General features: G+C 55.1%; 34 protein-coding genes. All 34 read right to left on the reverse strand.

The features are described from left to right. Nucleotides 1-17 precede the first annotated feature (17 nt). A complete protein-coding gene (locus tag HGP31_RS28070; protein ID WP_020799828.1) occupies nt 18-1,472 on the reverse strand; it encodes a catalase in 1,455 nt (484 codons plus the stop codon). A 238-nt stretch (nt 1,473-1,710) separates the two neighbouring features. Continuing rightward, on the reverse strand, nt 1,711-2,097 hold the full coding sequence (rplQ, locus tag HGP31_RS28075) for a 50S ribosomal protein L17 (RefSeq protein ID WP_007970429.1): 387 nt from the start codon (nt 2,095-2,097) through the stop codon (nt 1,711-1,713). 42 nt (nt 2,098-2,139) lie between these two features. Next, nucleotides 2,140-3,141: a DNA-directed RNA polymerase subunit alpha gene (locus HGP31_RS28080; RefSeq protein WP_007970428.1), complete on the reverse strand. Its 1,002-nt coding sequence runs from the start codon at nt 3,139-3,141 to the stop codon at nt 2,140-2,142. A gap of 22 nt (nt 3,142-3,163) precedes the next feature. After that, the gene (gene rpsD, locus HGP31_RS28085; protein ID WP_003176404.1) at nt 3,164-3,784 is read right to left on the reverse strand and encodes a 30S ribosomal protein S4; all 621 of its coding nucleotides are present in this window, start codon (nt 3,782-3,784) and stop codon (nt 3,164-3,166) included. 18 nt (nt 3,785-3,802) lie between these two features. Beyond that, a complete protein-coding gene (rpsK, locus tag HGP31_RS28090; protein ID WP_002555466.1) occupies nt 3,803-4,192 on the reverse strand; it encodes a 30S ribosomal protein S11 in 390 nt (129 codons plus the stop codon). Between the two features lie 30 nt (nt 4,193-4,222). Further along, nucleotides 4,223-4,579 (reverse strand): 30S ribosomal protein S13, encoded by a 357-nt coding sequence (rpsM, locus tag HGP31_RS28095; RefSeq protein ID WP_009045849.1) that lies wholly within the window; start codon nt 4,577-4,579, stop codon nt 4,223-4,225. 130 nt (nt 4,580-4,709) lie between these two features. After that, entirely contained in the window at nt 4,710-4,826 is a 117-nt protein-coding gene (rpmJ, locus tag HGP31_RS28100; RefSeq protein WP_002555468.1) for a 50S ribosomal protein L36, read from the reverse strand. Between the two features lie 24 nt (nt 4,827-4,850). Further along, complete coding sequence (secY, locus tag HGP31_RS28105; RefSeq protein ID WP_008065724.1) at nt 4,851-6,179, reverse strand: preprotein translocase subunit SecY; 1,329 nt, start codon at nt 6,177-6,179, stop codon at nt 4,851-4,853. After that, entirely contained in the window at nt 6,180-6,617 is a 438-nt protein-coding gene (gene rplO / locus HGP31_RS28110) for a 50S ribosomal protein L15 (RefSeq protein WP_003228720.1), read from the reverse strand. It lies immediately after the preceding gene. Between the two features lie 3 nt (nt 6,618-6,620). Further along, nucleotides 6,621-6,797: a 50S ribosomal protein L30 gene (rpmD, locus tag HGP31_RS28115; RefSeq protein WP_003176408.1), complete on the reverse strand. Its 177-nt coding sequence runs from the start codon at nt 6,795-6,797 to the stop codon at nt 6,621-6,623. A gap of 2 nt (nt 6,798-6,799) precedes the next feature. Further along, nucleotides 6,800-7,300: a 30S ribosomal protein S5 gene (rpsE, locus tag HGP31_RS28120; protein ID WP_003186035.1), complete on the reverse strand. Its 501-nt coding sequence runs from the start codon at nt 7,298-7,300 to the stop codon at nt 6,800-6,802. Nucleotides 7,301-7,303: 3 nt separating this feature from the next. Further along, complete coding sequence (gene rplR / locus HGP31_RS28125) at nt 7,304-7,654, reverse strand: 50S ribosomal protein L18 (RefSeq protein WP_003186037.1); 351 nt, start codon at nt 7,652-7,654, stop codon at nt 7,304-7,306. Nucleotides 7,655-7,664: 10 nt separating this feature from the next. Beyond that, complete coding sequence (gene rplF / locus HGP31_RS28130) at nt 7,665-8,198, reverse strand: 50S ribosomal protein L6 (protein WP_003176412.1); 534 nt, start codon at nt 8,196-8,198, stop codon at nt 7,665-7,667. A 12-nt stretch (nt 8,199-8,210) separates the two neighbouring features. After that, on the reverse strand, nt 8,211-8,603 hold the full coding sequence (gene rpsH / locus HGP31_RS28135) for a 30S ribosomal protein S8 (RefSeq protein WP_008065722.1): 393 nt from the start codon (nt 8,601-8,603) through the stop codon (nt 8,211-8,213). A gap of 209 nt (nt 8,604-8,812) precedes the next feature. Next, a complete protein-coding gene (gene rpsN, locus HGP31_RS28140) occupies nt 8,813-9,118 on the reverse strand; it encodes a 30S ribosomal protein S14 (RefSeq protein WP_003176414.1) in 306 nt (101 codons plus the stop codon). Nucleotides 9,119-9,131: 13 nt separating this feature from the next. Then, nucleotides 9,132-9,671: a 50S ribosomal protein L5 gene (rplE, locus tag HGP31_RS28145; protein WP_003210069.1), complete on the reverse strand. Its 540-nt coding sequence runs from the start codon at nt 9,669-9,671 to the stop codon at nt 9,132-9,134. A gap of 20 nt (nt 9,672-9,691) precedes the next feature. Then, nucleotides 9,692-10,006, reverse strand: coding sequence for a 50S ribosomal protein L24 (gene rplX, locus HGP31_RS28150; RefSeq protein ID WP_003186046.1), 315 nt, complete (start codon nt 10,004-10,006; stop codon nt 9,692-9,694). An 11-nt stretch (nt 10,007-10,017) separates the two neighbouring features. Continuing rightward, nucleotides 10,018-10,386 carry a 50S ribosomal protein L14 gene (gene rplN, locus HGP31_RS28155; protein ID WP_002555479.1) on the reverse strand — a complete coding sequence of 123 codons (369 nt, stop codon included), beginning with the start codon at nt 10,384-10,386 and terminating at the stop codon, nt 10,018-10,020. Between the two features lie 23 nt (nt 10,387-10,409). Continuing rightward, nucleotides 10,410-10,676, reverse strand: a complete 267-nt coding sequence (gene rpsQ, locus HGP31_RS28160) for a 30S ribosomal protein S17 (protein WP_003176419.1) — start codon at nt 10,674-10,676, stop codon at nt 10,410-10,412. 2 nt (nt 10,677-10,678) lie between these two features. After that, the gene (gene rpmC / locus HGP31_RS28165) at nt 10,679-10,870 is read right to left on the reverse strand and encodes a 50S ribosomal protein L29 (RefSeq protein ID WP_002555481.1); all 192 of its coding nucleotides are present in this window, start codon (nt 10,868-10,870) and stop codon (nt 10,679-10,681) included. Then, entirely contained in the window at nt 10,870-11,283 is a 414-nt protein-coding gene (gene rplP / locus HGP31_RS28170) for a 50S ribosomal protein L16 (protein WP_003228729.1), read from the reverse strand. Before rplP ends, rpmC begins: the two co-directional genes overlap by 1 nt. A 12-nt stretch (nt 11,284-11,295) precedes the next feature. Further along, entirely contained in the window at nt 11,296-11,982 is a 687-nt protein-coding gene (rpsC, locus tag HGP31_RS28175) for a 30S ribosomal protein S3 (RefSeq protein ID WP_008065719.1), read from the reverse strand. A gap of 13 nt (nt 11,983-11,995) precedes the next feature. Beyond that, nucleotides 11,996-12,328 (reverse strand): 50S ribosomal protein L22, encoded by a 333-nt coding sequence (gene rplV / locus HGP31_RS28180; RefSeq protein ID WP_003103908.1) that lies wholly within the window; start codon nt 12,326-12,328, stop codon nt 11,996-11,998. An 11-nt stretch (nt 12,329-12,339) separates the two neighbouring features. After that, nucleotides 12,340-12,615: a 30S ribosomal protein S19 gene (gene rpsS, locus HGP31_RS28185; protein ID WP_002555486.1), complete on the reverse strand. Its 276-nt coding sequence runs from the start codon at nt 12,613-12,615 to the stop codon at nt 12,340-12,342. A gap of 16 nt (nt 12,616-12,631) precedes the next feature. Beyond that, nucleotides 12,632-13,456: a 50S ribosomal protein L2 gene (gene rplB, locus HGP31_RS28190; RefSeq protein ID WP_003186055.1), complete on the reverse strand. Its 825-nt coding sequence runs from the start codon at nt 13,454-13,456 to the stop codon at nt 12,632-12,634. Between the two features lie 14 nt (nt 13,457-13,470). Then, the gene (gene rplW / locus HGP31_RS28195) at nt 13,471-13,770 is read right to left on the reverse strand and encodes a 50S ribosomal protein L23 (RefSeq protein WP_002555488.1); all 300 of its coding nucleotides are present in this window, start codon (nt 13,768-13,770) and stop codon (nt 13,471-13,473) included. After that, the gene (gene rplD, locus HGP31_RS28200) at nt 13,767-14,369 is read right to left on the reverse strand and encodes a 50S ribosomal protein L4 (protein ID WP_003228735.1); all 603 of its coding nucleotides are present in this window, start codon (nt 14,367-14,369) and stop codon (nt 13,767-13,769) included. The genes rplW and rplD overlap by 4 nt, the downstream gene beginning before the upstream one ends. Nucleotides 14,370-14,381: 12 nt before the next feature. Then, nucleotides 14,382-15,017, reverse strand: coding sequence for a 50S ribosomal protein L3 (rplC, locus tag HGP31_RS28205; protein WP_003186059.1), 636 nt, complete (start codon nt 15,015-15,017; stop codon nt 14,382-14,384). An 80-nt stretch (nt 15,018-15,097) separates the two neighbouring features. Beyond that, nucleotides 15,098-15,409: a 30S ribosomal protein S10 gene (gene rpsJ, locus HGP31_RS28210; protein WP_003186070.1), complete on the reverse strand. Its 312-nt coding sequence runs from the start codon at nt 15,407-15,409 to the stop codon at nt 15,098-15,100. 157 nt (nt 15,410-15,566) lie between these two features. Next, complete coding sequence (gene tuf, locus HGP31_RS28215) at nt 15,567-16,760, reverse strand: elongation factor Tu (protein ID WP_008065716.1); 1,194 nt, start codon at nt 16,758-16,760, stop codon at nt 15,567-15,569. Between the two features lie 30 nt (nt 16,761-16,790). Next, entirely contained in the window at nt 16,791-18,896 is a 2,106-nt protein-coding gene (gene fusA, locus HGP31_RS28220; protein ID WP_008065706.1) for an elongation factor G, read from the reverse strand. Between the two features lie 30 nt (nt 18,897-18,926). After that, nucleotides 18,927-19,397 carry a 30S ribosomal protein S7 gene (gene rpsG, locus HGP31_RS28225; RefSeq protein WP_002555493.1) on the reverse strand — a complete coding sequence of 157 codons (471 nt, stop codon included), beginning with the start codon at nt 19,395-19,397 and terminating at the stop codon, nt 18,927-18,929. 122 nt (nt 19,398-19,519) lie between these two features. Further along, complete coding sequence (rpsL, locus tag HGP31_RS28230) at nt 19,520-19,891, reverse strand: 30S ribosomal protein S12 (protein WP_003186084.1); 372 nt, start codon at nt 19,889-19,891, stop codon at nt 19,520-19,522. 215 nt (nt 19,892-20,106) lie between these two features. Then, nucleotides 20,107-24,306 carry a DNA-directed RNA polymerase subunit beta' gene (gene rpoC, locus HGP31_RS28235; RefSeq protein ID WP_008065703.1) on the reverse strand — a complete coding sequence of 1,400 codons (4,200 nt, stop codon included), beginning with the start codon at nt 24,304-24,306 and terminating at the stop codon, nt 20,107-20,109. Nucleotides 24,307-24,336 lie beyond the last annotated feature (30 nt).

Here is a 24,336-nt window from a genome sequence, read left to right on the forward strand (position 1 = left end):
GCGGTTCTGCTTCTCATTTAGACTTCGTTAAGCTGTACGTTGAGCAGCGTTGCAATTGCTTCTCCATACGCCGGATCGGCCTTGAAGAAATGCTGCAGTTGACGGTCGACGACGTCGCTTGAGACCCCCGCCATTGCGCCCGCAATGTTGTGGACCAGCAACGCTTTCTGTTCGTCATTCATCAATCGGTACAGTGCGCCAGCGTGACTGTAATAGTCGGTGTCTTTGCGATGATCATAACGATCAGCTGCGCCGCTTAATGCCAATGCAGGTTCAGCATAACGGGGCGCCTGCTTTGGCGACTCGATATAGCTATTGGGCTCGTAGTTGGGCGCCGCACCACCATTGCTGCCAAACGCCATCGAGCCATCGCGCTGATAGGTGTTCACCGGACTGCGCGGCGCATTCACCGGCAATTGCTGGTGATTGGTACCGATACGGTAGCGGTGCGCATCAGCGTAAGCGAATACCCGACCTTGCAGCATGCGATCTGGCGACAGACCTACACCGGGCACCATGTTACTTGGGCCAAACGCAGCTTGCTCGACCTCGGCGAAGTAGTTCAGTGGATTTCGATTGAGCTCCAACTCACCCACTTCGATCAACGGGAATTCCTTCTGCGACCAGGTTTTAGTCACGTCGAACGGATTCTCATAGTGCGCGCAAGCCTGGGCCTCGGTCATGATCTGGATGCACACGCGCCATTTTGGGAACTCGCCTCGCTCGATCGCTTCGAACAAGTCGCGCTGGGCGTAATCAGGATCGGTACCCGCCAGCCGCGCCGCCTCTGCAGGTGCAAGATTCTTGATGCCTTGTTGGGTCTTGTAGTGCCACTTCACCCAATGACGCTCGCCCGTGGCGTTGATCAGGCTGTAAGTGTGGCTGCCGAAGCCGTGCATGTGACGATAGCCGTCGGGAATGCCCCGGTCGGAGAACAGAATGGTGACCTGGTGTAACGCTTCCGGAGAGTGCGACCAGAAGTCCCACATCGCCTGTGCACTTTTGAGGTTGCTTTGTGGCAGGCGCTTTTGAGTGTGGATAAAGTCCGGGAACTTGAGTGGGTCGCGAATGAAGAATACCGGCGTGTTGTTGCCAACAATGTCCCAGTTGCCTTCTTCGGTATAGAACTTCAGCGCGAAGCCACGAGGATCACGTTCGGTGTCTGCCGAACCGCGCTCACCACCGACAGTGGAGAATCGCAGGAAGGTTGGCGTTTGCTTACCGACAGCCTCAAATAGCTTGGCATTGGTGTATTGGGTGATATCGCGGGTGACGGTAAACGTACCGTAAGCACCTGAACCCTTCGCGTGCACACGACGCTCCGGGATATTTTCACGGTTGAAGTGGGCAAGCTTCTCGAGCAGGTGGAAGTCGTCGAGCAGCAATGGGCCGCGAGGGCCGGCGGAGCGGGAATTCTGGTTGTCGGCGACAGGAGCGCCACTGGCAGTTGTTAGCGTGTTGTTTTGGCTCATGTGATCTTCCTTCCTCTGTCGGTCTTGAACTGCCGGCTAATCGGCTGAGAGGGAGTATTGATCATCAATCTGACACCTACAAATTCATTAACCTGTAGGCATCGATAGAAAATTACTAATGATCATCCCCGACCCATGATGACCACTTGAAGCGGTTAAAAGCTTGTACGCAGCGCGCTTTACTTTCAGGCACAAAAAACCGGGCACTAGGCCCGGTTTTTTGTTTCAGACTGACGTCTTACTCGGCGGATACAGCTTCGCCAGCAGTAGCACGATCAACCAACTCGACGTACGCCATAGGCGCGTTGTCGCCAGCGCGGAAACCGCACTTGAGGATGCGCAGGTAGCCACCCTCACGGGTAGCGTAACGCTTGCCCAGGTCGTTGAAGAGCTTACCAACGATAGCTTTCGAACGGGTACGGTCGAAAGCCAAACGGCGGTTAGCAACGCTATCTGTCTTGGCCAAAGTGATCAGCGGCTCGGCAACGCGGCGCAGTTCTTTAGCTTTTGGCAGAGTAGTTTTGATCAGCTCGTGCTCGAACAGCGACACCGCCATGTTTTGGAACATGGCCTTGCGGTGCGAGCTGGTGCGGCTCAGGTGACGACCACTTTTACGATGACGCATGGTTCATTCCTTACCAAACACTACGTTCGGTGATTACGACGATCAGGCAGTCGCCTTGTCGTCCTTCTTAAGACTTGCAGGCGGCCAGTTGTCGAGGCGCATGCCGAGGGACAGACCGCGGGAGGCCAGAACGTCCTTGATTTCAGTCAAGGATTTCTTGCCCAGGTTCGGAGTCTTCAACAGCTCTACTTCGGTACGCTGAATCAGGTCGCCGATGTAGTAGATGTTTTCCGCCTTAAGGCAGTTAGCCGAACGTACAGTCAGTTCCAGATCGTCAACCGGGCGAAGCAGGATCGGATCGATCTCGTCTTCCTGCTCGACAACCACTGGCTCACTGTCACCCTTGAGGTCGACGAACGCAGCCAACTGCTGTTGCAGAATGGTTGCAGCACGGCGGATAGCCTCTTCAGGATCCAGGGTACCGTTGGTTTCCAGATCAATAACCAGCTTGTCCAGGTTAGTACGCTGCTCGACACGGGCGTTTTCCACCACGTATGCGATACGGCGAACCGGGCTGAACGAAGAGTCAAGCTGCAAGCGACCGATGCTGCGGCTTTCGTCTTCATCGCTCTGACGCGAGTCTGCCGGTTCATAACCACGACCACGAGCTACTACGAGCTTCATGTTCAGGGCGCCGTTAGACGCCAGGTTAGCGATTACGTGATCGGGATTAACGATCTCGACATCATGATCCAGCTGAATATCGGCAGCGGTAACCACCCCCGAACCCTTCTTCGACAAGGTCAGCGTAACTTCGTCACGGCCGTGCAGCTTGATAGCCAGACCTTTAAGGTTCAACAGGATTTCAATTACGTCTTCCTGTACACCTTCGATGGCGCTGTACTCGTGGAGCACACCGTCAATCTCGGCCTCGACTACTGCACAGCCGGGCATTGAGGACAACAGGATGCGGCGCAGCGCGTTGCCCAGGGTGTGGCCAAAGCCACGCTCGAGAGGCTCGAGCGTGATCTTGGCGCGGGTTGGACTGACAACCTGCACATCAATGTGGCGGGGTGTCAGGAACTCATTTACCGAAATCTGCATGGATGCACCTATTTTCTAGCCCTTACTTGGAGTAGAGCTCGACAATCAGGCTTTCGTTGATGTCGGCGGACAGATCACTGCGAGCTGGAACGTTCTTGAAAACGCCCGACTTCTTCTCAGTGTCTACTTCTACCCATTCTACGCGGCCACGTTGGGCACACAGATCGAGAGCTTGGACAATGCGAAGTTGGTTTTTTGCTTTCTCGCGAACAGCAACCACGTCACCAGCACGAACCTGGTAGGACGGAACGTTAACGGTCTGACCGTTTACGCTGATCGACTTGTGCGATACCAGCTGACGGGATTCGGCACGAGTCGAACCAAAGCCCATACGGTATACAACGTTGTCCAGACGGCATTCGAGCAGTTGCAGCAGGTTTTCACCGGTTGCACCTTTCTTGCCAGCTGCTTCTTTGTAGTAGCCGCTGAATTGACGCTCGAGAACGCCGTAGATACGACGGACCTTCTGCTTTTCACGCAGTTGGGTGCCGTAATCGGACTGGCGACCGCGGCGTTGGCCGTGGATACCAGGTGCTGCTTCAATGTTGCACTTCGATTCGATCGCGCGCACGCCGCTCTTCAGGAAGAGATCGGTGCCTTCGCGACGAGCGAGTTTGCATTTTGGACCAATGTAACGAGCCATTCTTTACAATCTCCTGGATTACACGCGGCGCTTCTTCGGCGGACGGCACCCGTTGTGCGGGATAGGCGTCACGTCGGTGATGCTGGCGATCTTGTAGCCACAGCCGTTCAAAGCGCGGACTGCGGATTCACGACCTGGACCTGGACCTTTGACGTTTACGTCGAGGTTTTTCAGGCCGTATTCCAGCGCAGCTTGACCAGCACGTTCAGCAGCTACTTGAGCAGCGAACGGGGTGGACTTGCGGGAACCGCGGAAACCCGAACCACCGGAGGTAGCCCAGGAAAGAGCGTTACCTTGACGGTCGGTAATGGTCACGATGGTGTTGTTAAAAGAAGCATGGATGTGGGCGATGCCATCAACCACTGTCTTTTTAACTTTTTTACGAGGACGAGCAGCAGGTTTTGCCATGATAATTTTCCTGTCGATTCGCTGGGGCGATTACTTGCGGATCGGCTTACGCGGACCTTTACGGGTACGCGCGTTGGTCTTGGTACGCTGACCGCGTACTGGAAGACCACGACGATGACGCAGACCGCGATAGCAACCGAGGTCCATCAAGCGCTTGATTTTCATGTTGATTTCGCGACGCAGGTCACCTTCAGTGGTGAACTTCGCCACTTCGCCACGCAGCTGTTCAATCTGCTCGTCGCTCAGATCCTTGATCTTTGCGGCTGGGTTTACCCCAGTCTCTGCACAAATTTTCTGTGCAGTAGTGCGACCAACACCATAGATGTAGGTCAGCGAGATAACAGTATGCTTGTTATCTGGAATGTTAACGCCTGCAATACGGGCCATTCAGTGGGACTCCAATTGACAGCTACCTACGCCCCGGAAGCCAAGAAATAGGGCGCGAGATAATATCGCTGTAATAACAAATAATCAACCCGGCAGCGCACTAGCTGCCGGGCTTGAAGCACAATCACACTCAGCCTTGGCGCTGTTTGTGACGCGGTTCCGCGCTGCAAATTACTCGAACAACACCTTCGCGGCGAATAATCTTGCAGTTACGGCACAGCTTTTTCACCGATGCACGAACTTTCATCACCAACTCCTCGAACCTTATGGGTCAGCGCAGCATGCCGCTGCCGTAACCCTTCAGGTTGGCTTTCTTCATCAGGGATTCGTACTGGTGCGAAACGAGGTGCGATTGTACTTGGGACATGAAGTCCATCACAACCACGACGACGATCAGCAACGAGGTCCCGCCAAGGTAGAACGGTACGTTCGCTGCAACCACCAGGAACTGGGGCAACAGGCAGACGGCCGTCATGTAAAGAGCACCGAACAGGGTCAAACGAGTCAGAACGCCATCAATGTAGCGCGCAGACTGCTCACCTGGACGGATACCCGGAATAAAGGCACCGGACTTCTTCAGGTTCTCCGCTACGTCTTTCGGATTGAACATCAACGCCGTATAGAAGAAGCAGAAGAAAATAATCCCTGCACTAAACAGCAGAATATTCAACGGCTGACCAGGAGCGATCGACTGCGAGATGTCCTGCAACCAGCCCATACCTTCAGACTGGCCGAACCAGGCACCCAACGAAGCCGGGAACAGCAAGATGCTGCTCGCGAAAATAGCCGGGATAACACCGGCCATGTTCACCTTCAGCGGCAAGTGGCTGGTCTGCGCAGCGAAGACCTTGCGGCCCTGCTGACGCTTGGCGTAGTGAACAGCAATACGACGCTGACCACGCTCAATGAACACCACGAAACCGATAATCGCTACTGCCAGCAAACCGATGGCAACCAGGGCGAAGATATTGATATCACCCTGACGCGCAGACTCGAAAGACTGCCCGATCGCTCTCGGAAGACCGGCGACGATACCCGAAAAAATCAACATCGAGATACCGTTGCCAACACCACGCTCAGTAATCTGCTCACCCAGCCACATCATGAACATCGCACCAGCCACAAAAGTGGTTACTGCGACGAAATGGAAGCTAAAGTCACCAGTGAACGAAACGCCCTGCCCTGCCAGACCAATGGACATGCCAATGGCCTGGACAAGAGCAAGAACGACGGTGAGGTAGCGGGTGTACTGGCTGATCTTGCGACGGCCAGCTTCACCTTCCTTCTTCAACTGCTCCAGCTGCGGGCTGACGGCGGTCATCAGTTGCATGATGATCGATGCCGAGATGTACGGCATGATCCCCAGTGCAAAAATGCTCATCCGCTCCAGCGCGCCGCCGGAAAACATGTTGAACAAGCTAAGAATGGTCCCCTCATTCTGTCGAAACAGGTCCGCGAGTCGGTCCGGGTTGATACCTGGAACCGGGATGTGTGCGCCTATTCGGTAGACGATAATCGCCAGGAACAGAAAACGCAGACGAGCCCAAAGTTCAGACATACCGCCTTTGCCGAGCGCAGAGAGAGCACCTTGCTTAGCCATTTATTCCTCGAACTTGCCGCCAGCTGCTTCGATAGCCGCACGCGCACCTTTGGTGGCGCCGATTCCCTTGCCGATAGTGACAGCGCGAGTCACTTCACCGGACAGCATGATTTTCACACGCTGTACGTTGACGTTGATCACGTTGGCATCTTTCAGGGACTGCACGGTGACGATGTCGCCTTCCACTTTAGCCAGCTCGGACAGACGCACTTCTGCGCGGTCCATGGCCTTCAGGGAAACGAAACCGAACTTCGGCAGGCGACGATGCAGCGGCTGTTGACCGCCTTCAAAGCCTGGAGCAATGGTGCCACCGGAGCGGGAAGTCTGACCTTTGTGACCACGGCCACCAGTCTTACCCAAACCACTACCGATACCACGGCCCGGACGATGCTTTTCGCGACGGGAACCCGGCGCTGGACTCAGATCATTGAGTTTCATCGATTAACCCTCGACACGCAGCATGTAGTAAGCCTTGTTGATCATCCCACGATTCTCGGGAGTATCCTGGACTTCTACAGTGTGACCGATGCGACGCAGACCCAGACCCTTAACGCACAGTTTGTGGTTAGGGATGCGGCCGGTCATGCTTTTGATCAGCGTAACTTTAACGGTAGCCATGATCAGAAGATCTCCTTGACGCTTTTGCCACGCTTGGCGGCAATGGATTCAGGAGACTGCATTGCTTTCAAACCCTTGAAAGTGGCGTGAACCACGTTTACCGGGTTAGTCGAGCCATAGCACTTGGCCAGAACGTTCTGAACGCCAGCAACTTCGAGAACGGCACGCATTGCGCCGCCAGCGATGATACCGGTACCTTCAGAAGCAGGCTGCATGTACACCTTCGAAGCGCCGTGGGCGGACTTCATTGCGTACTGCAGGGTGGTGCCGTTCAGATCAACCTGGATCATGTTGCGGCGAGCAGCTTCCATTGCCTTCTGGATCGCAGCAGGCACTTCACGCGACTTGCCACGGCCGAAGCCAACACGCCCTTTACCATCACCAACCACGGTCAACGCGGTGAAAGTGAAGATACGGCCGCCTTTAACGGTTTTGGCTACGCGGTTAACTTGAACCAGCTTCTCGATGTAGCCTTCGTCGCGCTTTTGGTCGTTATTTGACATAACTTAGAACTCCAGCCCAGCTTCACGAGCAGCATCAGCCAGCGCTTTAACGCGGCCGTGGTACTTGAAGCCAGAGCGGTCGAAAGCCACCTGCGAGACGCCAGCGGCCTTAGCACGCGTAGCGACCAGCTGGCCAACCTTAGTGGCCGCGTCGATGTTGCCAGTGGCGCCATCACGCAGTTCTTTATCCAAAGTCGAGGCGCTTGCCAGGACTTTGTTGCCGTCGGCCGAAATGACCTGGGCGTAGATGTGCTGCGAAGAGCGGAACACGCAGAGACGCACGACTTCGAGTTCGTGCATTTTCAGGCGTGCTTTGCGAGCGCGACGCAGTCGAGTAACTTTTTTGTCGGTCATTTGCTATGCCCTACTTCTTCTTGGCTTCTTTACGACGGACGACTTCGTCCGCGTAGCGCACACCTTTGCCTTTGTACGGCTCTGGTGGACGGAAGTCGCGGATCTCGGCGGCCACTTGACCTACCAGCTGCTTGTCGATGCCCTTGATCAGGATATCGGTCTGGCTAGGAGTCTCAGCGGTGATGCCTTCCGGCAGTTCGTAATCCACTGGATGCGAGAAGCCAAGAGCCAGGTTCAGCACTGTGCCTTTTGCTTGCGCTTTGTAACCAACACCGACCAGCTGGAGCTTGCGCTCGAAGCCTTGGCTTACGCCTTGGACCATGTTGTTTACCAACGCACGAGTGGTACCAGCCATTGCGCGAGTTTGTTGATCGCCATTGCGAGCAGCGAAACGCAGCTCACCAGCTTCTTCAACGATCTCAACGGACGAATGGATATTCAGTTCGAGAGTGCCCTTGGCACCCTTCACCGAAAGCTGTTGGCCTGCGAATTTTACTTCGACGCCGGCTGGCAGCTTAACGGGGTTCTTAGCGACGCGAGACATGCTTATCCCCCCTTAGAACACAGTGCAAAGAACTTCGCCGCCGACACCGGCAGCGCGCGCAGCACGATCAGTCATCACACCCTTGTTGGTGGAGACGATAGACACACCGAGACCGCCACGAACTTTTGGCAGATCATCGACGGACTTGTACTGACGCAGGCCTGGACGGCTAACGCGCTTCACTTCTTCGATAACCGGACGGCCTTCGAAGTATTTCAGCTCGATAGACAGCAGTGGTTTTGTTTCGCTGCTGATCTGATAACCCGCGATGTAACCTTCGTCCTTCAGGACTTTGGCAACAGCTACCTTCAACGTGGAAGATGGCATGCTTACGACGGACTTTTCAGCCATCTGGGCATTACGGATTCGAGTTAGCATGTCCGCTAACGGGTCCTGCATACTCATGGGCTAGACGCTCCTAATACAGAAAAATTAGCCTTGCGGCTACTACGTGTCGCCGAGAATCTCCGGGTATAAAAAACACGGGCTCAGGCGAGCCGGGTATTCTAGACACACCCCAGAAATGAATCAAGCCCCAAAAGGGGCTTGATCCAGATTCAAGGCCACCGGTGGTCAGGTTCTTGCGAACCCTTGCACCGAGACTTTGACAGTACTTACCAGCTGGCTTTAACCAGACCTGGTACGTCACCACGCATTGCCGCTTCACGCAGTTTGTTACGGCCAAGGCCGAACTTGCGGTAAACGCCGTGTGGACGACCGGTCAGGCGGCAGCGGTTACGCATGCGCGAGGCGCTTGCGTCACGTGGCTGCTTCTGCAGGGCAACTGTAGCTTCCCAACGCGCTTCTGGACTTGCGTTCAGATCAACGATGATAGCTTTCAGTGCTGCACGCTTCTTGGCGTACTTGGCAACCGTGAGCTGACGCTTCAGCTCGCGGTTTTTCATGCTCATCTTGGCCATGGTCCTACTCCAATCAGTTGCGGAACGGGAATTTGAACGCACGCAGCAGAGCGCGGCCTTCATCATCGTTCTTGGCAGTGGTGGTCAGGGTGATGTCCAGACCGCGGAGAGCATCGATCTTGTCGTAGTCGATTTCCGGGAAGATGATCTGCTCTTTCACGCCCATGCTGTAGTTGCCACGACCATCGAAGGACTTGGCATTCAGGCCGCGGAAGTCGCGAACCCGAGGCAGGGAGATCGACAGCAGACGATCCAGGAACTCGTACATACGCTCACGGCGCAGGGTCACTTTGACGCCGATCGGCCAACCTTCACGGACTTTAAAGCCAGCGATGGATTTGCGAGCGTAGGTCACAACGACTTTCTGGCCGGTGATCTTTTCCAGGTCAGCTACAGCGTGCTCGATGACTTTTTTGTCGCCGATCGCTTCGCCCAGACCCATGTTCAGGGTGATTTTGGTAACGCGCGGAACTTCCATCACGTTCGAAAGCTTAAGTTCTTCCTTAAGTTTCGGAGCGATTTCCTTCCGGTAAATCTCTTTTAGTCGTGCCATGGTCTTCTACCTAGCAGTGTTCAAGCATCAACCGCTTTTTGGGTCGACTTGAAGACACGAATTTTCTTACCGTCTTCTACTTTGAAACCAACGCGGTCAGCCTTGTTGGTTTCGCCGTTGAAGATGGCGACGTTAGAAGCGTGCAGTGGCGCTTCTTTCTCGACGATACCGCCTTGTACGCCCGACATCGGGTTAGGCTTGGTATGACGCTTGACCAGGTTCAGACCACCAACAACCAGACGGTTGTCAGCAAGAACCTTCAGCACCTTACCGCGCTTACCTTTGTCTTTGCCGGCGATCACGATGATCTCGTCGTCACGACGAATCTTTTGCATGTCGGATCTCCTTACAGCACTTCTGGGGCGAGCGAGACGATCTTCATGAACTTCTCAGTACGAAGTTCACGGGTCACTGGCCCAAAGATACGGGTGCCGATTGGCTCTTGCTTGTTGTTCAGAAGAACAGCAGCGTTGCCATCAAAGCGGATAATGGAGCCATCAGCACGACGTACGCCGTGACGAGTGCGGACTACAACAGCAGTCATCACTTGGCCTTTTTTCACTTTACCGCGAGGAATTGCTTCCTTCACGGTAACTTTGATGATGTCACCGATACCAGCGTAACGACGATGGGAGCCACCCAGCACCTTGATGCACATAACACGGCGAGCGCCGCTGTTATCGGCCACATCGAGCATGGATTGAGTCTGAATCATATAATTTCTCCGACCCCTAGTCCTTAGACTTCCACAGCGCGTTCGAGAACATCAACCAGCGCCCAAGACTTGGTCTTGGCCAAAGGACGAGTTTCACGAATAGTGACTTTGTCGCCGATGTGGCACTGATTGGTTTCGTCGTGCGCGTGCAGCTTAGTCGAACGCTTAACGTATTTACCGTAGATCGGGTGCTTAACGCGACGCTCGATCAGAACGGTGATGGTTTTGTCCATCTTGTCGCTGACAACACGGCCAGTCAGCGTACGGACAGTTTTTTCGGCTTCAGCCATGATTACTTACCTGCCTGCTGGTTGAGCACAGTCTTCACGCGAGCGATGTCACGCTTAACTTGCGAGAGCAGATGAGACTGCCCCAACTGGCCAGTTGCTTTCTGCATACGCAGATTGAACTGGTCGCGCAGCAAGCCGAGCAGTTGCTCGTTCAGCTGCTGTGCGGATTTTTCACGAAGTTCATTCGCTTTCATCACATCACCGTCCGTTTAACAAAGGAGGTGGCGAGCGGCAGCTTTGCAGCAGCCAGGGCGAAAGCCTCACGCGCCAGCTCTTCAGAAACACCCTCGATTTCATACAGGACTTTGCCTGGCTGAATCTGGGCAACCCAGTATTCCACGTTACCCTTACCTTTACCCATCCGAACCTCGAGAGGTTTTTTGGAGATCGGCTTGTCCGGGAATACACGGATCCAGATCTTGCCACCACGTTTTACGTGACGGGTCAGAGCACGACGCGCTGACTCGATCTGACGAGCGGTGAGACGACCACGAGCTACAGACTTCAGCGCGAACTCGCCGAAGCTGACTTTGCTACCGCGCAATGCCAGGCCACGGTTGTGACCAGTCATTTGCTTGCGGAACTTCGTACGCTTTGGTTGCAACATTTGGCGTACCCCTTACTTAGCAGCTTTTTTACGAGGCGCTGGTGCTTGTGGTTTCAGTTCTTCTTGGCGACCACCAATTACTTCGCCTTTGAAGATCCAAACCTTTACACCGATCACACCGTAGGTGGTGTGAGCTTCGTAGTTGGCATAGTCGATGTCGGCACGCAGGGTGTGCAATGGCACACGACCTTCGCGATACCATTCAGTACGTGCGATTTCAGCACCGCCGAGACGACCGCTCACTTGGATTTTGATGCCTTTGGCACCAATGCGCATGGCGTTCTGTACAGCGCGCTTCATAGCGCGACGGAACATTACGCGACGCTCCAGCTGCTGAGCTACGCTCTGCGCAACCAGCATACCGTCGAGCTCCGGCTTGCGGATCTCTTCGATATTGATGTGCACAGGCACACCCATTTGCTTGGTCAGGTCCTGACGCAGTTTCTCAACATCTTCACCTTTCTTCCCGATAACGATACCTGGACGAGCGGTGTGGATGGTGATGCGTGCAGTTTGAGCCGGACGATGGATATCGATACGGCTTACGGACGCGCTTTTTAGTTTGTCTTGGAGATACTCACGCACCTTCAGATCTGCGAGCAAATAGTCCGCATAAGTCCGACCGTCTGCGTACCAGACGGAGGTGTGCTCCTTGACGATTCCCAGGCGAATGCCAATGGGATGTACTTTCTGACCCATCTCTTCGACTCCGTTACTTGTCAGCAACCTTGACAGTGATATGGCAAGACCGCTTGACGATGCGATCAGCACGGCCTTTGGCACGTGGCATGATGCGCTTCAGCGAACGCCCTTCGTTGACGAAAACGGTGCTGACCTTCAGGTCATCAACGTCTGCGCCTTCGTTATGCTCGGCGTTGGCTACGGCCGACTCCAGCACTTTCTTCATGATCTCGGCGGCTTTCTTACTGCTGAAAGCCAACAGGTTGAGCGCTTCGCCCACCTTCTTCCCGCGGATCTGGTCGGCGACCAAGCGGGCTTTCTGGGCGGAGATTCGAGCGCCCGACAACTTAGCGGCTACTTCCATTTCCTAACCCCTTAACGCTTGGCTTTCTTGTCTGCCACGTGCCCGCGATAAGTGCGGGTACCGGCGAACTCGCCCAGTTTGTGGCCGACCATGTCTTCGTTCACGAGAACTGGGACGTGCTGACGACCGTTGTGTACTGCGATGGTCAGACCGACCATTTGTGGCAGGATCATCGAACGACGCGACCAGGTTTTCACCGGTTTGCGATCGTTCTTTTCCGCCGCCACTTCGATCTTCTTCAGTAGGTGAAGATCGATAAAAGGACCTTTTTTCAGAGAACGTGGCACTGTCGTATCCCTCTATTTACTTGCGACGACGGACGATCATTTTGTCGGTACGCTTATTACCACGAGTCTTCGCGCCCTTAGTCGGGAAGCCCCATGGCGATACCGGATGACGACCACCAGAGGTACGACCTTCACCACCACCATGTGGGTGGTCAACCGGGTTCATGGCAACACCACGAACGGTTGGGCGAACGCCACGCCAGCGTTTGGCACCAGCTTTACCCAGCGAACGCAGGCTGTGCTCGGAGTTCGAGACTTCGCCCAGGGTCGCACGGCATTCAGCCAGGACTTTACGCATTTCACCGGAACGCAGACGCAGGGTAACGTACACGCCTTCACGAGCGATCAGCTGAGCCGAAGCACCAGCGGAACGAGCGATCTGAGCGCCTTTACCTGGCTTCAATTCGATGCCGTGTACGGTGCTACCAACTGGAATGTTACGCAGTTGCAGAGCGTTGCCCGGCTTGATCGGTGCCAGGGCACCTGCGATCAGCTGGTCGCCAGCGCTCACGCCTTTAGGGGCGATGATGTAGCGACGCTCGCCATCTGCGTACAGCAGCAGAGCGATGTGAGCAGTACGGTTTGGATCGTATTCGATACGCTCGACAGTGGCAGCGATGCCATCTTTGTCGTTGCGACGGAAATCGACCAGACGATAATGCTGCTTATGACCACCACCGATGTGACGAGTGGTAATACGGCCATTGTTGTTACGACCACCAGACTTCGACTTCTTCTCGAGCAGCGGTGCGTGAGGAGCGCCTTTATGCAGCTCCTGGTTGACCACCTTGACCACAAAACGGCGGCCAGGGGAAGTCGGTTTGCATTTAACGATTGCCATGATGCACCCCTTCCTTACTCAGCACTGCTGCTGAAATCGAGATCTTGGCCTGGCTGAAGGGAGATAACTGCCTTCTTCCAGTCATTACGCTTGCCCAGACCGCGAGCAGTGCGCTTGCTCTTACCCAGAACATTCAGGGTAGTAACACGCTCTACTTTCACGCTGAACAGGCTTTCGACGGCCTTCTTGATTTCCAGCTTGGTTGCATCAGTAGCAACCTTGAAAACGAACTGGCCTTTCTTGTCTGCCAGAACCGTAGCCTTCTCGGAAACGTGCGGGCCAAGCAGAACTTTAAATACGCGTTCCTGGTTCATCCCAGCAGCTCCTCGAATTTCTTCACGGCCGACACGGTGATCAACACCTTGTCGTATGCGATCAGACTAACTGGATCGGAACCTTGCACGTCACGTACATCTACGTGTGGCAGGTTACGAGCAGCCAGGTACAGGTTCTGATCAACAGCGTCCGACACGATCAGAACGTCGGTCAGGCTCATGTTGTTCAGCTTGCCCAGCAGGTCTTTGGTTTTCGGCGTTTCAACGGCGAAATCCTGAACCACGACCAGACGATCAGTACGCACCAGCTCAGCAAGGATGGAACGCATTGCTGCGCGATACATCTTCTTGTTCAGCTTCTGCGAGTGATCCTGAGGACGAGCTGCGAAAGTGGTACCGCCGCCACGCCAGATTGGGCTACGGATAGTACCGGCACGAGCACGGCCAGTACCTTTCTGACGCCATGGGCGCTTACCGCCACCACGAACGTCGGAACGGGTCTTCTGCTGCTTGCTACCCTGACGGCCGCCAGCCATGTAGGCCACGACTGCTTGGTGAACCAGCGTCTCGTTGAATTCGCCGCCAAATGTCAGTTCGGAAACTTCGATCGCTTGAGCGTCATTTACATTTAATTGCATGTCAGCTTCCCCTTAACCGCGAGCCTTGGCTGCTGGACGTACAACCAAGTTGCCGCCAGTAGCGCCAGGAACAGCGCCCTTGACCAACAACAGATTGCGTTCAGCGTCCACGCGCACTACTTCGAGGGACTGCACGGTCACGCGCTCAGCGCCCATATGACCGGACATTTTTTTGCCCTTGAATACACGACCAGGAGTCTGGCACTGGCCGATAGAGCCTGGAACGCGGTGGGATACGGAGTTACCGTGGGTGTTATCTTGCCCGCGGAAATTCCAACGCTTGATCGTACCCTGGAAGCCTTTACCCTTGGACTGACCGGTTACATCAACCAGTTGACCAGCGGCGAAGATTTCAGCGTTGATCAGATCGCCGGCCTGGTACTCGCCTTCTTCAAGGCGGAATTCCATTACGGTACGACCAGCGGCAACGTTCGCTTTAGCGAAGTGGCCAGCCTGAGCTGCTGTTACACGCGAAGCACGACGCTCGCCGACAGTGACTTGCACTGCACGATAGCCATCGGTCTCTTCAGTTTTGAACTGGGTGACGCGATTCGGCTCGATCTCAATGACCGTGACCGGAATGGAGACACCTTCTTCGGTGAAAATACGGGTCATACCGCATTTACGACCGACTACACCAATAGTCATGTTGTAAACCTCATGAGTGTACGGGGCTTTCACCCGCTATGGCCGCCCATTTCAGAGCGTTACACGACTAAGACCGAGTCTTAGCCGAGGCTGATCTGCACTTCCACACCGGCCGCAAGATCAAGCTTCATAAGTGCATCAACGGTTTTATCCGTTGGCTGGACGATGTCCAGAACGCGCTTATGAGTACGGATCTCGTACTGGTCACGCGCGTCTTTGTTGACGTGCGGGGAGACCAGAACGGTGAACCGCTCTTTACGGGTAGGCAGTGGAATTGGACCACGCACTTGAGCACCAGTACGTTTCGCGGTTTCCACGATTTCCTGGGTGGATTGGTCGATCAGGCGATGGTCAAAAGCCTTCAACCTGATACGGATTTGCTGATTTTGCATTGGATTTCAGACTCCGGCTGCTATTCCCACCGAGCGCAATACGCCCGTTAAAAGGAGGCGCAATTCTATAGACGCCCCATATAGGTGTCAACCCAATAAAAAAGCCCCCGCTGAGCGGGGGCCTTTCAAAGCATCGAAGCTATCTCAAAAGAGATGCTTACTCGATGATTTTAGCTACAACGCCAGCACCAACGGTACGGCCGCCTTCACGGATAGCGAAGCGCAGACCGTCTTCCATTGCGATGGTTTTGATCAGGGTAACAGTCATCTGAATGTTGTCACCTGGCATTACCATTTCAACGCCTTCTGGCAGCTCGCAGTTACCGGTCACGTCAGTAGTACGGAAGTAGAACTGTGGACGGTAGCCCTTGAAGAACGGAGTGTGACGACCGCCTTCTTCCTTGCTCAGAACGTAAACTTCTGCGGTGAACTTGGTGTGCGGCTTAACCGAACCTGGCTTAACCAGAACCTGGCCACGCTCAACGTCGTCACGCTTGGTGCCACGCAGCAGAACGCCGCAGTTCTCGCCAGCACGACCTTCGTCGAGCAGCTTGCGGAACATCTCAACACCGGTGCAGGTGGTGGTGGTGGTGTCACGCAGACCAACGATTTCCAGTGCATCTTGAACGCGAACGATACCGCGCTCGATACGACCAGTCACAACAGTACCACGACCCGAGATCGAGAATACGTCTTCGATTGGCATCAGGAATGGCTTGTCGATAGCACGCTCTGGCTCTGGGATGTAGGTATCCAGAGTTTCGACCAGCTTACGAACGGCAGTGGTGCCCATTTCGTTGTCGTCTTTGCCTTCCAGCGCCATACGAGCAGAACCGATGATGATCGGAGTGTCGTCGCCTGGGAAGTCATAGGTGGACAGCAGGTCGCGAACTTCCATCTCAACCAGTTCCAGCAGCTCAGCGTCGTCTACCAGGTCAGCCTTGTTCAGGAAGACCACGATGTACGGAACGCCTACCTGACGGGACAGCAGGATGTGCTCACGGGTTTGTGGCATCGGACCATCAGCGGCCGAGCAAACCAGGATCGCGCCGTCCATCTGGGCAGCACCGGTGATCATGTTCTTCACGTAGTCAGCGTGACCTGGGCAGTCAACGTGAGCGTAGTGACGAATGTTCGAGTTGTACTCGACGTGCGCGGTGTTGATGGTGATACCGCGAGCTTTTTCTTCTGGTGCGCTGTCGATCTTGTCGAATTCAACTACGGCCGAACCGAAAACTTCGGAGCAGACGCGAGTCAGAGCAGCGGTCAGAGTGGTTTTACCGTGGTCAACGTGGCCGATGGTGCCAACGTTTACGTGCGGTAGGGAACGATCAAATTTTTCTTTAGCCACGACAATTAACTCCTTGCCTAAAGGACTGAATCAGCCTTGTTTTTTGGTAACGGTTTCGACGATGTGCGACGGAGCCGTATTGTATTTTTTGAATTCCATAGAGTAGCTTGCGCGACCCTGGGACATCGAACGAACGTCGGTCGCATAACCGAACATCTCGCCCAACGGAACTTCAGCACGGATAACCTTACCGGAAACCGTATCTTCCATACCCAGAATCATGCCGCGACGACGGTTCAGGTCGCCCATCACGTCACCCATATAGTCTTCAGGCGTAACAACCTCTACCGCCATGATCGGCTCGAGCAACTCACCACCACCCTTCTGGGCCAGTTGCTTGGTCGCCATGGAAGCAGCCACCTTAAACGCCATCTCGTTCGAGTCGACGTCGTGGTAAGAACCATCAAACACGGTAGCCTTCAGGCCGATCAGCGGATAGCCGGCAACAACACCGTTCTTCATCTGCTCTTCGATACCCTTCTGGATAGCCGGGATGTATTCCTTAGGAACCACACCACCCACTACTTCGTTCAGGAATTGCAGACCTTCCTGACCTTCGTCAGCAGGAGCAAAACGAATCCAGCAATGACCGAACTGGCCACGACCGCCGGACTGACGAACGAACTTGCCTTCAATTTCGCAGCTCTTCGTGATGCGCTCACGGTACGAAACTTGAGGCTTACCGATGTTGGCTTCGACGTTGAACTCACGGCGCATCCGGTCAACCAGGATGTCCAGGTGCAACTCGCCCATGCCAGAGATGATCGTCTGACCAGTCTCTTCATCAGTTTTAACGCGGAAAGACGGGTCTTCCTGAGCAAGTTTGCCCAGAGCAATACCCATTTTTTCCTGGTCATCCTTGGTCTTAGGCTCTACGGCAACCGAAATAACCGGCTCCGGGAAGTCCATGCGAACCAGGATGATTGGCTTGTCAGCGTTGCACAAGGTTTCACCAGTGGTGACGTCCTTCATGCCGATCAAGGCCGCGATGTCACCAGCGCGCACTTCCTTGATCTCTTCGCGGGCGTTTGCGTGCATTTGCACCATACGACCCACACGCTCTTTCTTGCCTTTAACCGAGTTGATCACGCCGTCGCCGGAGGCCAACACGCCCGAGTAAACGCGGACGAAGGTCAAGGTACCCACGAATGGGTCGGTAGCGATCTTGAACGCCAGAGCCGAGAACGGCTCGTTGTCGTCTGCGTGACGCTCCATCTGCTTTTCCTCGTCATCCGGGTCAGTACCCTTGATGGCAGGAATGTCGGTTGGAGCCGGCAGGTAGTCGATAACGGCGTCGAGAACCAGGGGAACGCCTTTGTTCTTGAAGGAAGAACCGCAAACAGCCAGGACGATTTCGCCAGCGATAGTACGCTGACGCAGAGCGGCCTTGATTTCCTCGATGGTGAGCTCTTCGCCTTCGAGGTACTTGTTCATCAGCTCTTCGCTGGCTTCGGCCGCAGCCTCAACCATGTTGCTGCGCCACTCTTCAGCCAGCTCCTGCAGTTCAGCAGGGATGGCTTCGCGACGTGGAGTCATGCCCTTGTCAGCATCGTTCCAGTAAACCGCTTCCATGGTCATCAGGTCGATCTGACCCTGGAAGTTGTCTTCGGAACCGATAGCCAACTGGATTGGCACCGGGGTGTGACCCAGACGCTGCTTGATCTGAGCGATCACGCGCAGGAAGTTAGCGCCGGCACGGTCCATCTTGTTCACGTAGACGATACGTGGAACACCGTACTTGTTGGCTTGACGCCATACGGTTTCGGACTGAGGCTCAACGCCGGAAGTGCCACAGAACACAACGACCGCGCCGTCGAGTACACGCAGGGAACGCTCAACTTCAATGGTGAAGTCTACGTGACCCGGGGTGTCAATGACGTTGAAGCGATATTGGTCTTTGTGCTGCTTAGCAGAACCCTGCCAGAAGGCGGTAATAGCAGCAGAAGTAATGGTAATACCACGCTCCTGCTCCTGAACCATCCAGTCGGTGGTCGCGGCGCCGTCATGCACCTCGCCCATCTTGTGGCTTTTGCCAGTGTAAAAAAGGACGCGCTCGGTGGTGGTGGTTTTACCAGCATCCACGTGAGCAACGATACCAATGTTACGGTAGCGATTAATCGGTGTAGTACGAGCCATAAAGCCCTCGCAAATTGAGTGACGCTAAAATTAGAAGCGGTAGTGCGAGAAAGCTTTGTTAGCTTCAGCCATACGGTGCACGTCTTCACGCTTCTTAACTGCAGCACCTTTACCTTCGGCAGCGTCCAACAGTTCGCCAGCCAAACGCAGAGCCATAGACTTCTCGCCGCGCTTACGGGCGAAGTCTACCAACCAGCGCATTGCCAGAGCGTTACGACGGGACGGACGAACTTCAACCGGAACCTGGTAAGTAGCACCGCCTACACGGCGCGACTTTACTTCGACCAGCGGAGCGATGGCGTCGAGAGCTTTCTCGAAGATTTCCAGGGGGTCGCTGTTCTTGCGTTCTTTAACCTTTTCCAGCGCGCCATAAACGATACGCTCGGCAACGGCTTTCTTGCCGCTTTCCATCACGTGGTTCATGAACTTGGCCAGGATTTGGCTTCCGTATTTTGGATCGTCAAGCACTTCGCGCTTGGCTGCTACGCGTCTTCTTGGCATGGATAAGCCCTCAAACGGTCTTCAGGTTCGCTCGGAATCGGTGCCCATTACTACGGGACGCCTCCGACCTTACTCTTATCGACTCAGAAAAATAGAAATCAGTTTTTTGCAGCAAGCGACCATTACTTCGGACGCTTGGTACCGTACTTCGAACGACCCTGGTTACGACCTTTAACGCCGGAAGTATCCAACGAACCGCGAACGGTGTGGTAACGAACACCTGGCAAGTCTTTTACACGACCGCCGCGGATCAGTACCACGCTGTGCTCTTGCAGGTTGTGGCCTTCACCGCCGATGTACGAGGAAACCTCGAAACCGTTGGTCAGGCGCACACGGCATACTTTACGCAGTGCCGAGTTAGGTTTTTTCGGCGTGGTGGTGTACACACGGGTGCACACGCCACGGCGTTGCGGGCAGTTCTGCAGCGCAGGCACGTCGGATTTCTCGACGATACGCTTACGCGGCTGACGTACCAGCTGGTTGATAGTTGCCATCTACTAGCTCCACTGTTGTCTTGCGACGCTATTGTCTTGCAAGAAAAGCAAAATGGCAGGAACGAATTCCCGCCAAATTTAGGGGTACAAGAGTCTAAAGAGGATCTTGTCCCCAGTCAAGGCAAGGCCCCGACCTCCCCGCCCATCAAACCTCGACAAATTGTCTCGATTCGATGAACGGAGTGACCAGGGCCTCAGCTCATTTACCGCAGAACTCAGTTACCGCTCGAGTTCAGCGCTTCGGTCAGTGCAGCTTCCACTTCACTGGCGCTTACGCGCAACGGCTTGTCTGCATCACGGCGGCGCTTACGCTCGCTGTGGTAGGCCAGGCCGGTACCCGCCGGGATCAGACGACCCACGACCACGTTTTCTTTCAGGCCGCGCAGGTAGTCGCGCTTGCCGGTAACCGCCGCCTCGGTCAGTACACGGGTGGTTTCCTGGAAGGAAGCCGCCGAGATGAACGATTCGGTGGACAACGACGCCTTGGTGATACCCAGCAGAACGCGAGTGAACTTGGAGACAAATTTGTCTTCGCCGCTCAAACGTTCGTTCTCTACCAGAACATGAGTCAATTCCATCTGGTCGCCCTTGATGAAACTGGAATCGCCGGATTCAGCGATCTCAACTTTACGCAGCATCTGACGCAGGATGGTCTCGATGTGCTTGTCGTTGATCTTCACGCCTTGCAGACGGTAAACGTCCTGGATCTCGTTGACGATGTACTTGGCCAGCGCACTCACACCCAGCAGACGCAGGATGTCGTGCGGATCGCTTGGGCCGTCGGAGATAACTTCGCCGCGGTTTACCTGTTCGCCTTCGAACACGTTCAGGTGACGCCACTTCGGAATCAGCTCTTCGTACGGATCGCTACCGTCGTTCGGGGTAATAACCAGACGGCGCTTGCCCTTGGTTTCTTTACCGAACGCGATGGTGCCGCTGACTTCAGCCAGAATCGAGGCCTCTTTCGGACGACGAGCTTCGAACAAGTCCGCAACACGCGGCAGACCACCGGTGATGTCACGGGTCTTCGAAGTTTCTTGCGGGATACGAGCGATAACATCACCGATCGCGATCTTCGCGCCGTCCGCCACACCGACCAGGGCGTTGGCTGGCAGGAAGTACTGAGCGATAACGTCAGTGCCTGGCAGCAACAGATCCTTGCCGTTGTCATCAACCATCTTCACAGCAGGACGGATATCTTTACCGGCAGCTGGACGGTCTTTGGCGTCGAGTACTTCAATGTTGGTCATACCGGTCAATTCGTCAGTCTGACGCTTGATCGTGATGCCTTCTTCCATGCCCACGTAGGTCACGGTACCTTTCATTTCGGTAACGATCGGGTGAGTGTGCGGATCCCACTTGGCCACGATGGCACCAGCGTCGACCTTGTCACCTTCCTTAACCGAAATTACCGCACCGTACGGCAGCTTGTAACGCTCGCGCTCACGACCGAAGTCATCAGCGATAGCCAGCTCACCGGAACGGGACACGGCAACCAGGTGACCGTCCACTCGCTCAACGTGTTTCAGGTTGTGCAGACGGACGGTACCGCCGTTCTTAACCTGAACGCTGTCGGCTGCGGAGGTCCGGCTTGCCGCACCACCGATGTGGAACGTACGCATCGTCAGCTGGGTACCCGGCTCACCGATGGACTGGGCAGCGATAACGCCGACCGCTTCACCGATGTTCACCTGGTGACCACGAGCCAGGTCGCGACCGTAGCACTTGGCGCAGATACCGAAACGGGTTTCGCAGCTGATCGGCGAACGAACGATCACTTCGTCGATGCTGTTGAGCTCGATGAACTCGACCCACTTCTCGTCAACCAGGGTGCCGGCAGGAACGATGACGTCCTCGGTACCTGGCTTGAATACGTCACGGGCGATAACACGACCCAATACGCGCTCACCCAGCGGCTCTACAACGTCACCGCCTTCAATGTGCGGAGTCATCAGCAGGCCGTGTTCGGTGCCGCAATCGATCTCGGTTACAACCAAGTCTTGCGCCACGTCTACCAGACGACGGGTCAGGTAACCCGAGTTCGCTGTTTTCAACGCGGTATCCGCCAGACCTTTACGAGCACCGTGAGTGGAGATGAAGTACTGGAGTACGCTCAAACCTTCACGGAAGTTCGCGGTGATCGGCGTTTCAATGATGGAACCGTCCGGCTTGGCCATCAGGCCACGCATACCGGCCAGCTGACGAATCTGTGCTGCGGAACCCCGCGCACCCGAGTCGGCCATCATGTACATCGAGTTGAAAGACTCTTGGTCGACTTCGACGCCATGACGGTCGATGACTTTCTCTTTCGAGAGGTTGGCCATCATCGCCTTGGAAACTTCGTCGTTCGCCTTGGACCAAAGGTCGATCACTTTGTTGTACTTCTCGCCCTGGGTTACCAGGCCGGAGGCATACTGACTTTCGATCTCTTTCACTTCGTCGGTGGCTGCACCGATGATGCGGGCTTTTTCATCCGGGATAACGAAGTCGTTAACACCGATGGAAACGCCGGAAATGGTCGAATAGGCAAAACCGGTGTACATCAACTGGTCAGCGAAGATCACGGTCTCTTTCAGACCAACCACGCGGTAGCACTGGTTGATCAGCTTGGAGATCGCCTTTTTCTTCATCGGCAGGTTGACGACGTCGTACGACAGACCTTTTGGCACAACCTGGAACAACAGCGCACGGCCGACAGTGGTGTCGACGATACGGGTGTTGGTCACGCTGCCGCCATCACGGTCGTTGACGGTTTCGTTGATCCGCACTTTGACCTTGGCGTGCAGTGCGGCTTCGCCGGCACGGAACACACGGTCAACTTCCTGCAGATCCGCGAACACACGACCTTCGCCTTTGGCGTTGATCGCTTCACGGGTCATGTAGTACAGGCCCAATACAACGTCCTGCGACGGAACGATGATTGGCTCACCGTTGGCTGGCGACAGAATGTTGTTGGTCGACATCATCAACGCACGCGCTTCCAACTGGGCTTCCAGTGTCAGCGGTACGTGCACAGCCATTTGGTCGCCGTCGAAGTCGGCGTTGTACGCGGCGCAGACCAGAGGGTGCAGCTGGATAGCCTTACCTTCGATCAGTACCGGTTCAAACGCCTGGATACCCAGACGGTGAAGGGTCGGTGCACGGTTGAGAAGAACCGGGTGTTCGCGAATCACTTCAGCGAGAACGTCCCAAACCTCTGGCAATTCGCGCTCGACCATCTTCTTGGCTGCTTTGATGGTGGTAGCGAGACCACGCATTTCCAGCTTGCCGAAAATGAACGGCTTGAACAGCTCGAGAGCCATCTTCTTCGGCAGACCGCACTGGTGCAGACGCAGGGTCGGACCTACGGTAATTACCGAACGGCCGGAGTAGTCAACACGCTTACCGAGCAAGTTCTGACGGAAACGACCTTGCTTACCCTTGATCATGTCAGCCAGGGATTTCAGAGGACGCTTGTTGGAACCGGTGATAGCGCGGCCACGACGACCGTTGTCGAGCAGTGCGTCGACGGCTTCCTGCAACATACGCTTTTCGTTGCGCACGATGATGTCCGGAGCGGACAGATCCAGCAGGCGCTTCAAGCGGTTGTTACGGTTGATCACTCGACGATACAGATCGTTGAGGTCGGAAGTCGCGAAGCGACCGCCATCCAGCGGGACCAGTGGACGCAGATCTGGCGGCAGAACCGGCAGAACGGTCAGCACCATCCATTCTGGAAGGTTGCCGGAGCCCTGGAAGGCTTCCATCAACTTCAGACGCTTGGACAGCTTCTTGATCTTGGTTTCGGAGTTGGTTTGCGGAATTTCTTCACGCAGACGGCCAATCTCGTGCTCCAGGTCGATAGCGTGCAGCAGCTCACGGACAGCTTCGGCACCCATGCGGGCATCGAAATCGTCACCGAACTCTTCCAGCGCTTCGAAGTACTGCTCGTCGTTCAGCAGCTGGCCTTTTTCAAGGGTGGTCATGCCTGGATCGATAACGACATAGCTCTCGAAGTAGAGAACGCGTTCGATATCACGCAGGGTCATGTCCATCAGCAAGCCGATACGCGACGGCAGCGATTTCAGGAACCAGATGTGGGCAACTGGCGAGGCCAGTTCGATGTGCGCCATGCGCTCACGACGAACTTTAGCCAGCGCGACTTCAACGCCGCACTTCTCGCAGATCACACCGCGGTGCTTCAAGCGCTTGTACTTACCGCACAGGCACTCGTAATCCTTTACCGGGCCAAATATCTTGGCGCAGAACAGGCCGTCACGCTCAGGTTTGAACGTACGGTAGTTAATGGTTTCCGGCTTTTTAACTTCGCCGAACGACCACGAACGGATCATCTCAGGCGACGCCAATCCGATACGGATGGCGTCGAACTCTTCGACTTGACCCTGGTTTTTCAGCAAATTCAGTAGGTCTTTCAAGGCCTTTCCTCCTGGCGGAGCAGAGAGCGG

It is taken from the genome of Pseudomonas umsongensis (genome assembly GCF_012647205.1).
Taxonomy (GTDB): domain Bacteria; phylum Pseudomonadota; class Gammaproteobacteria; order Pseudomonadales; family Pseudomonadaceae; genus Aquipseudomonas; species Aquipseudomonas umsongensis.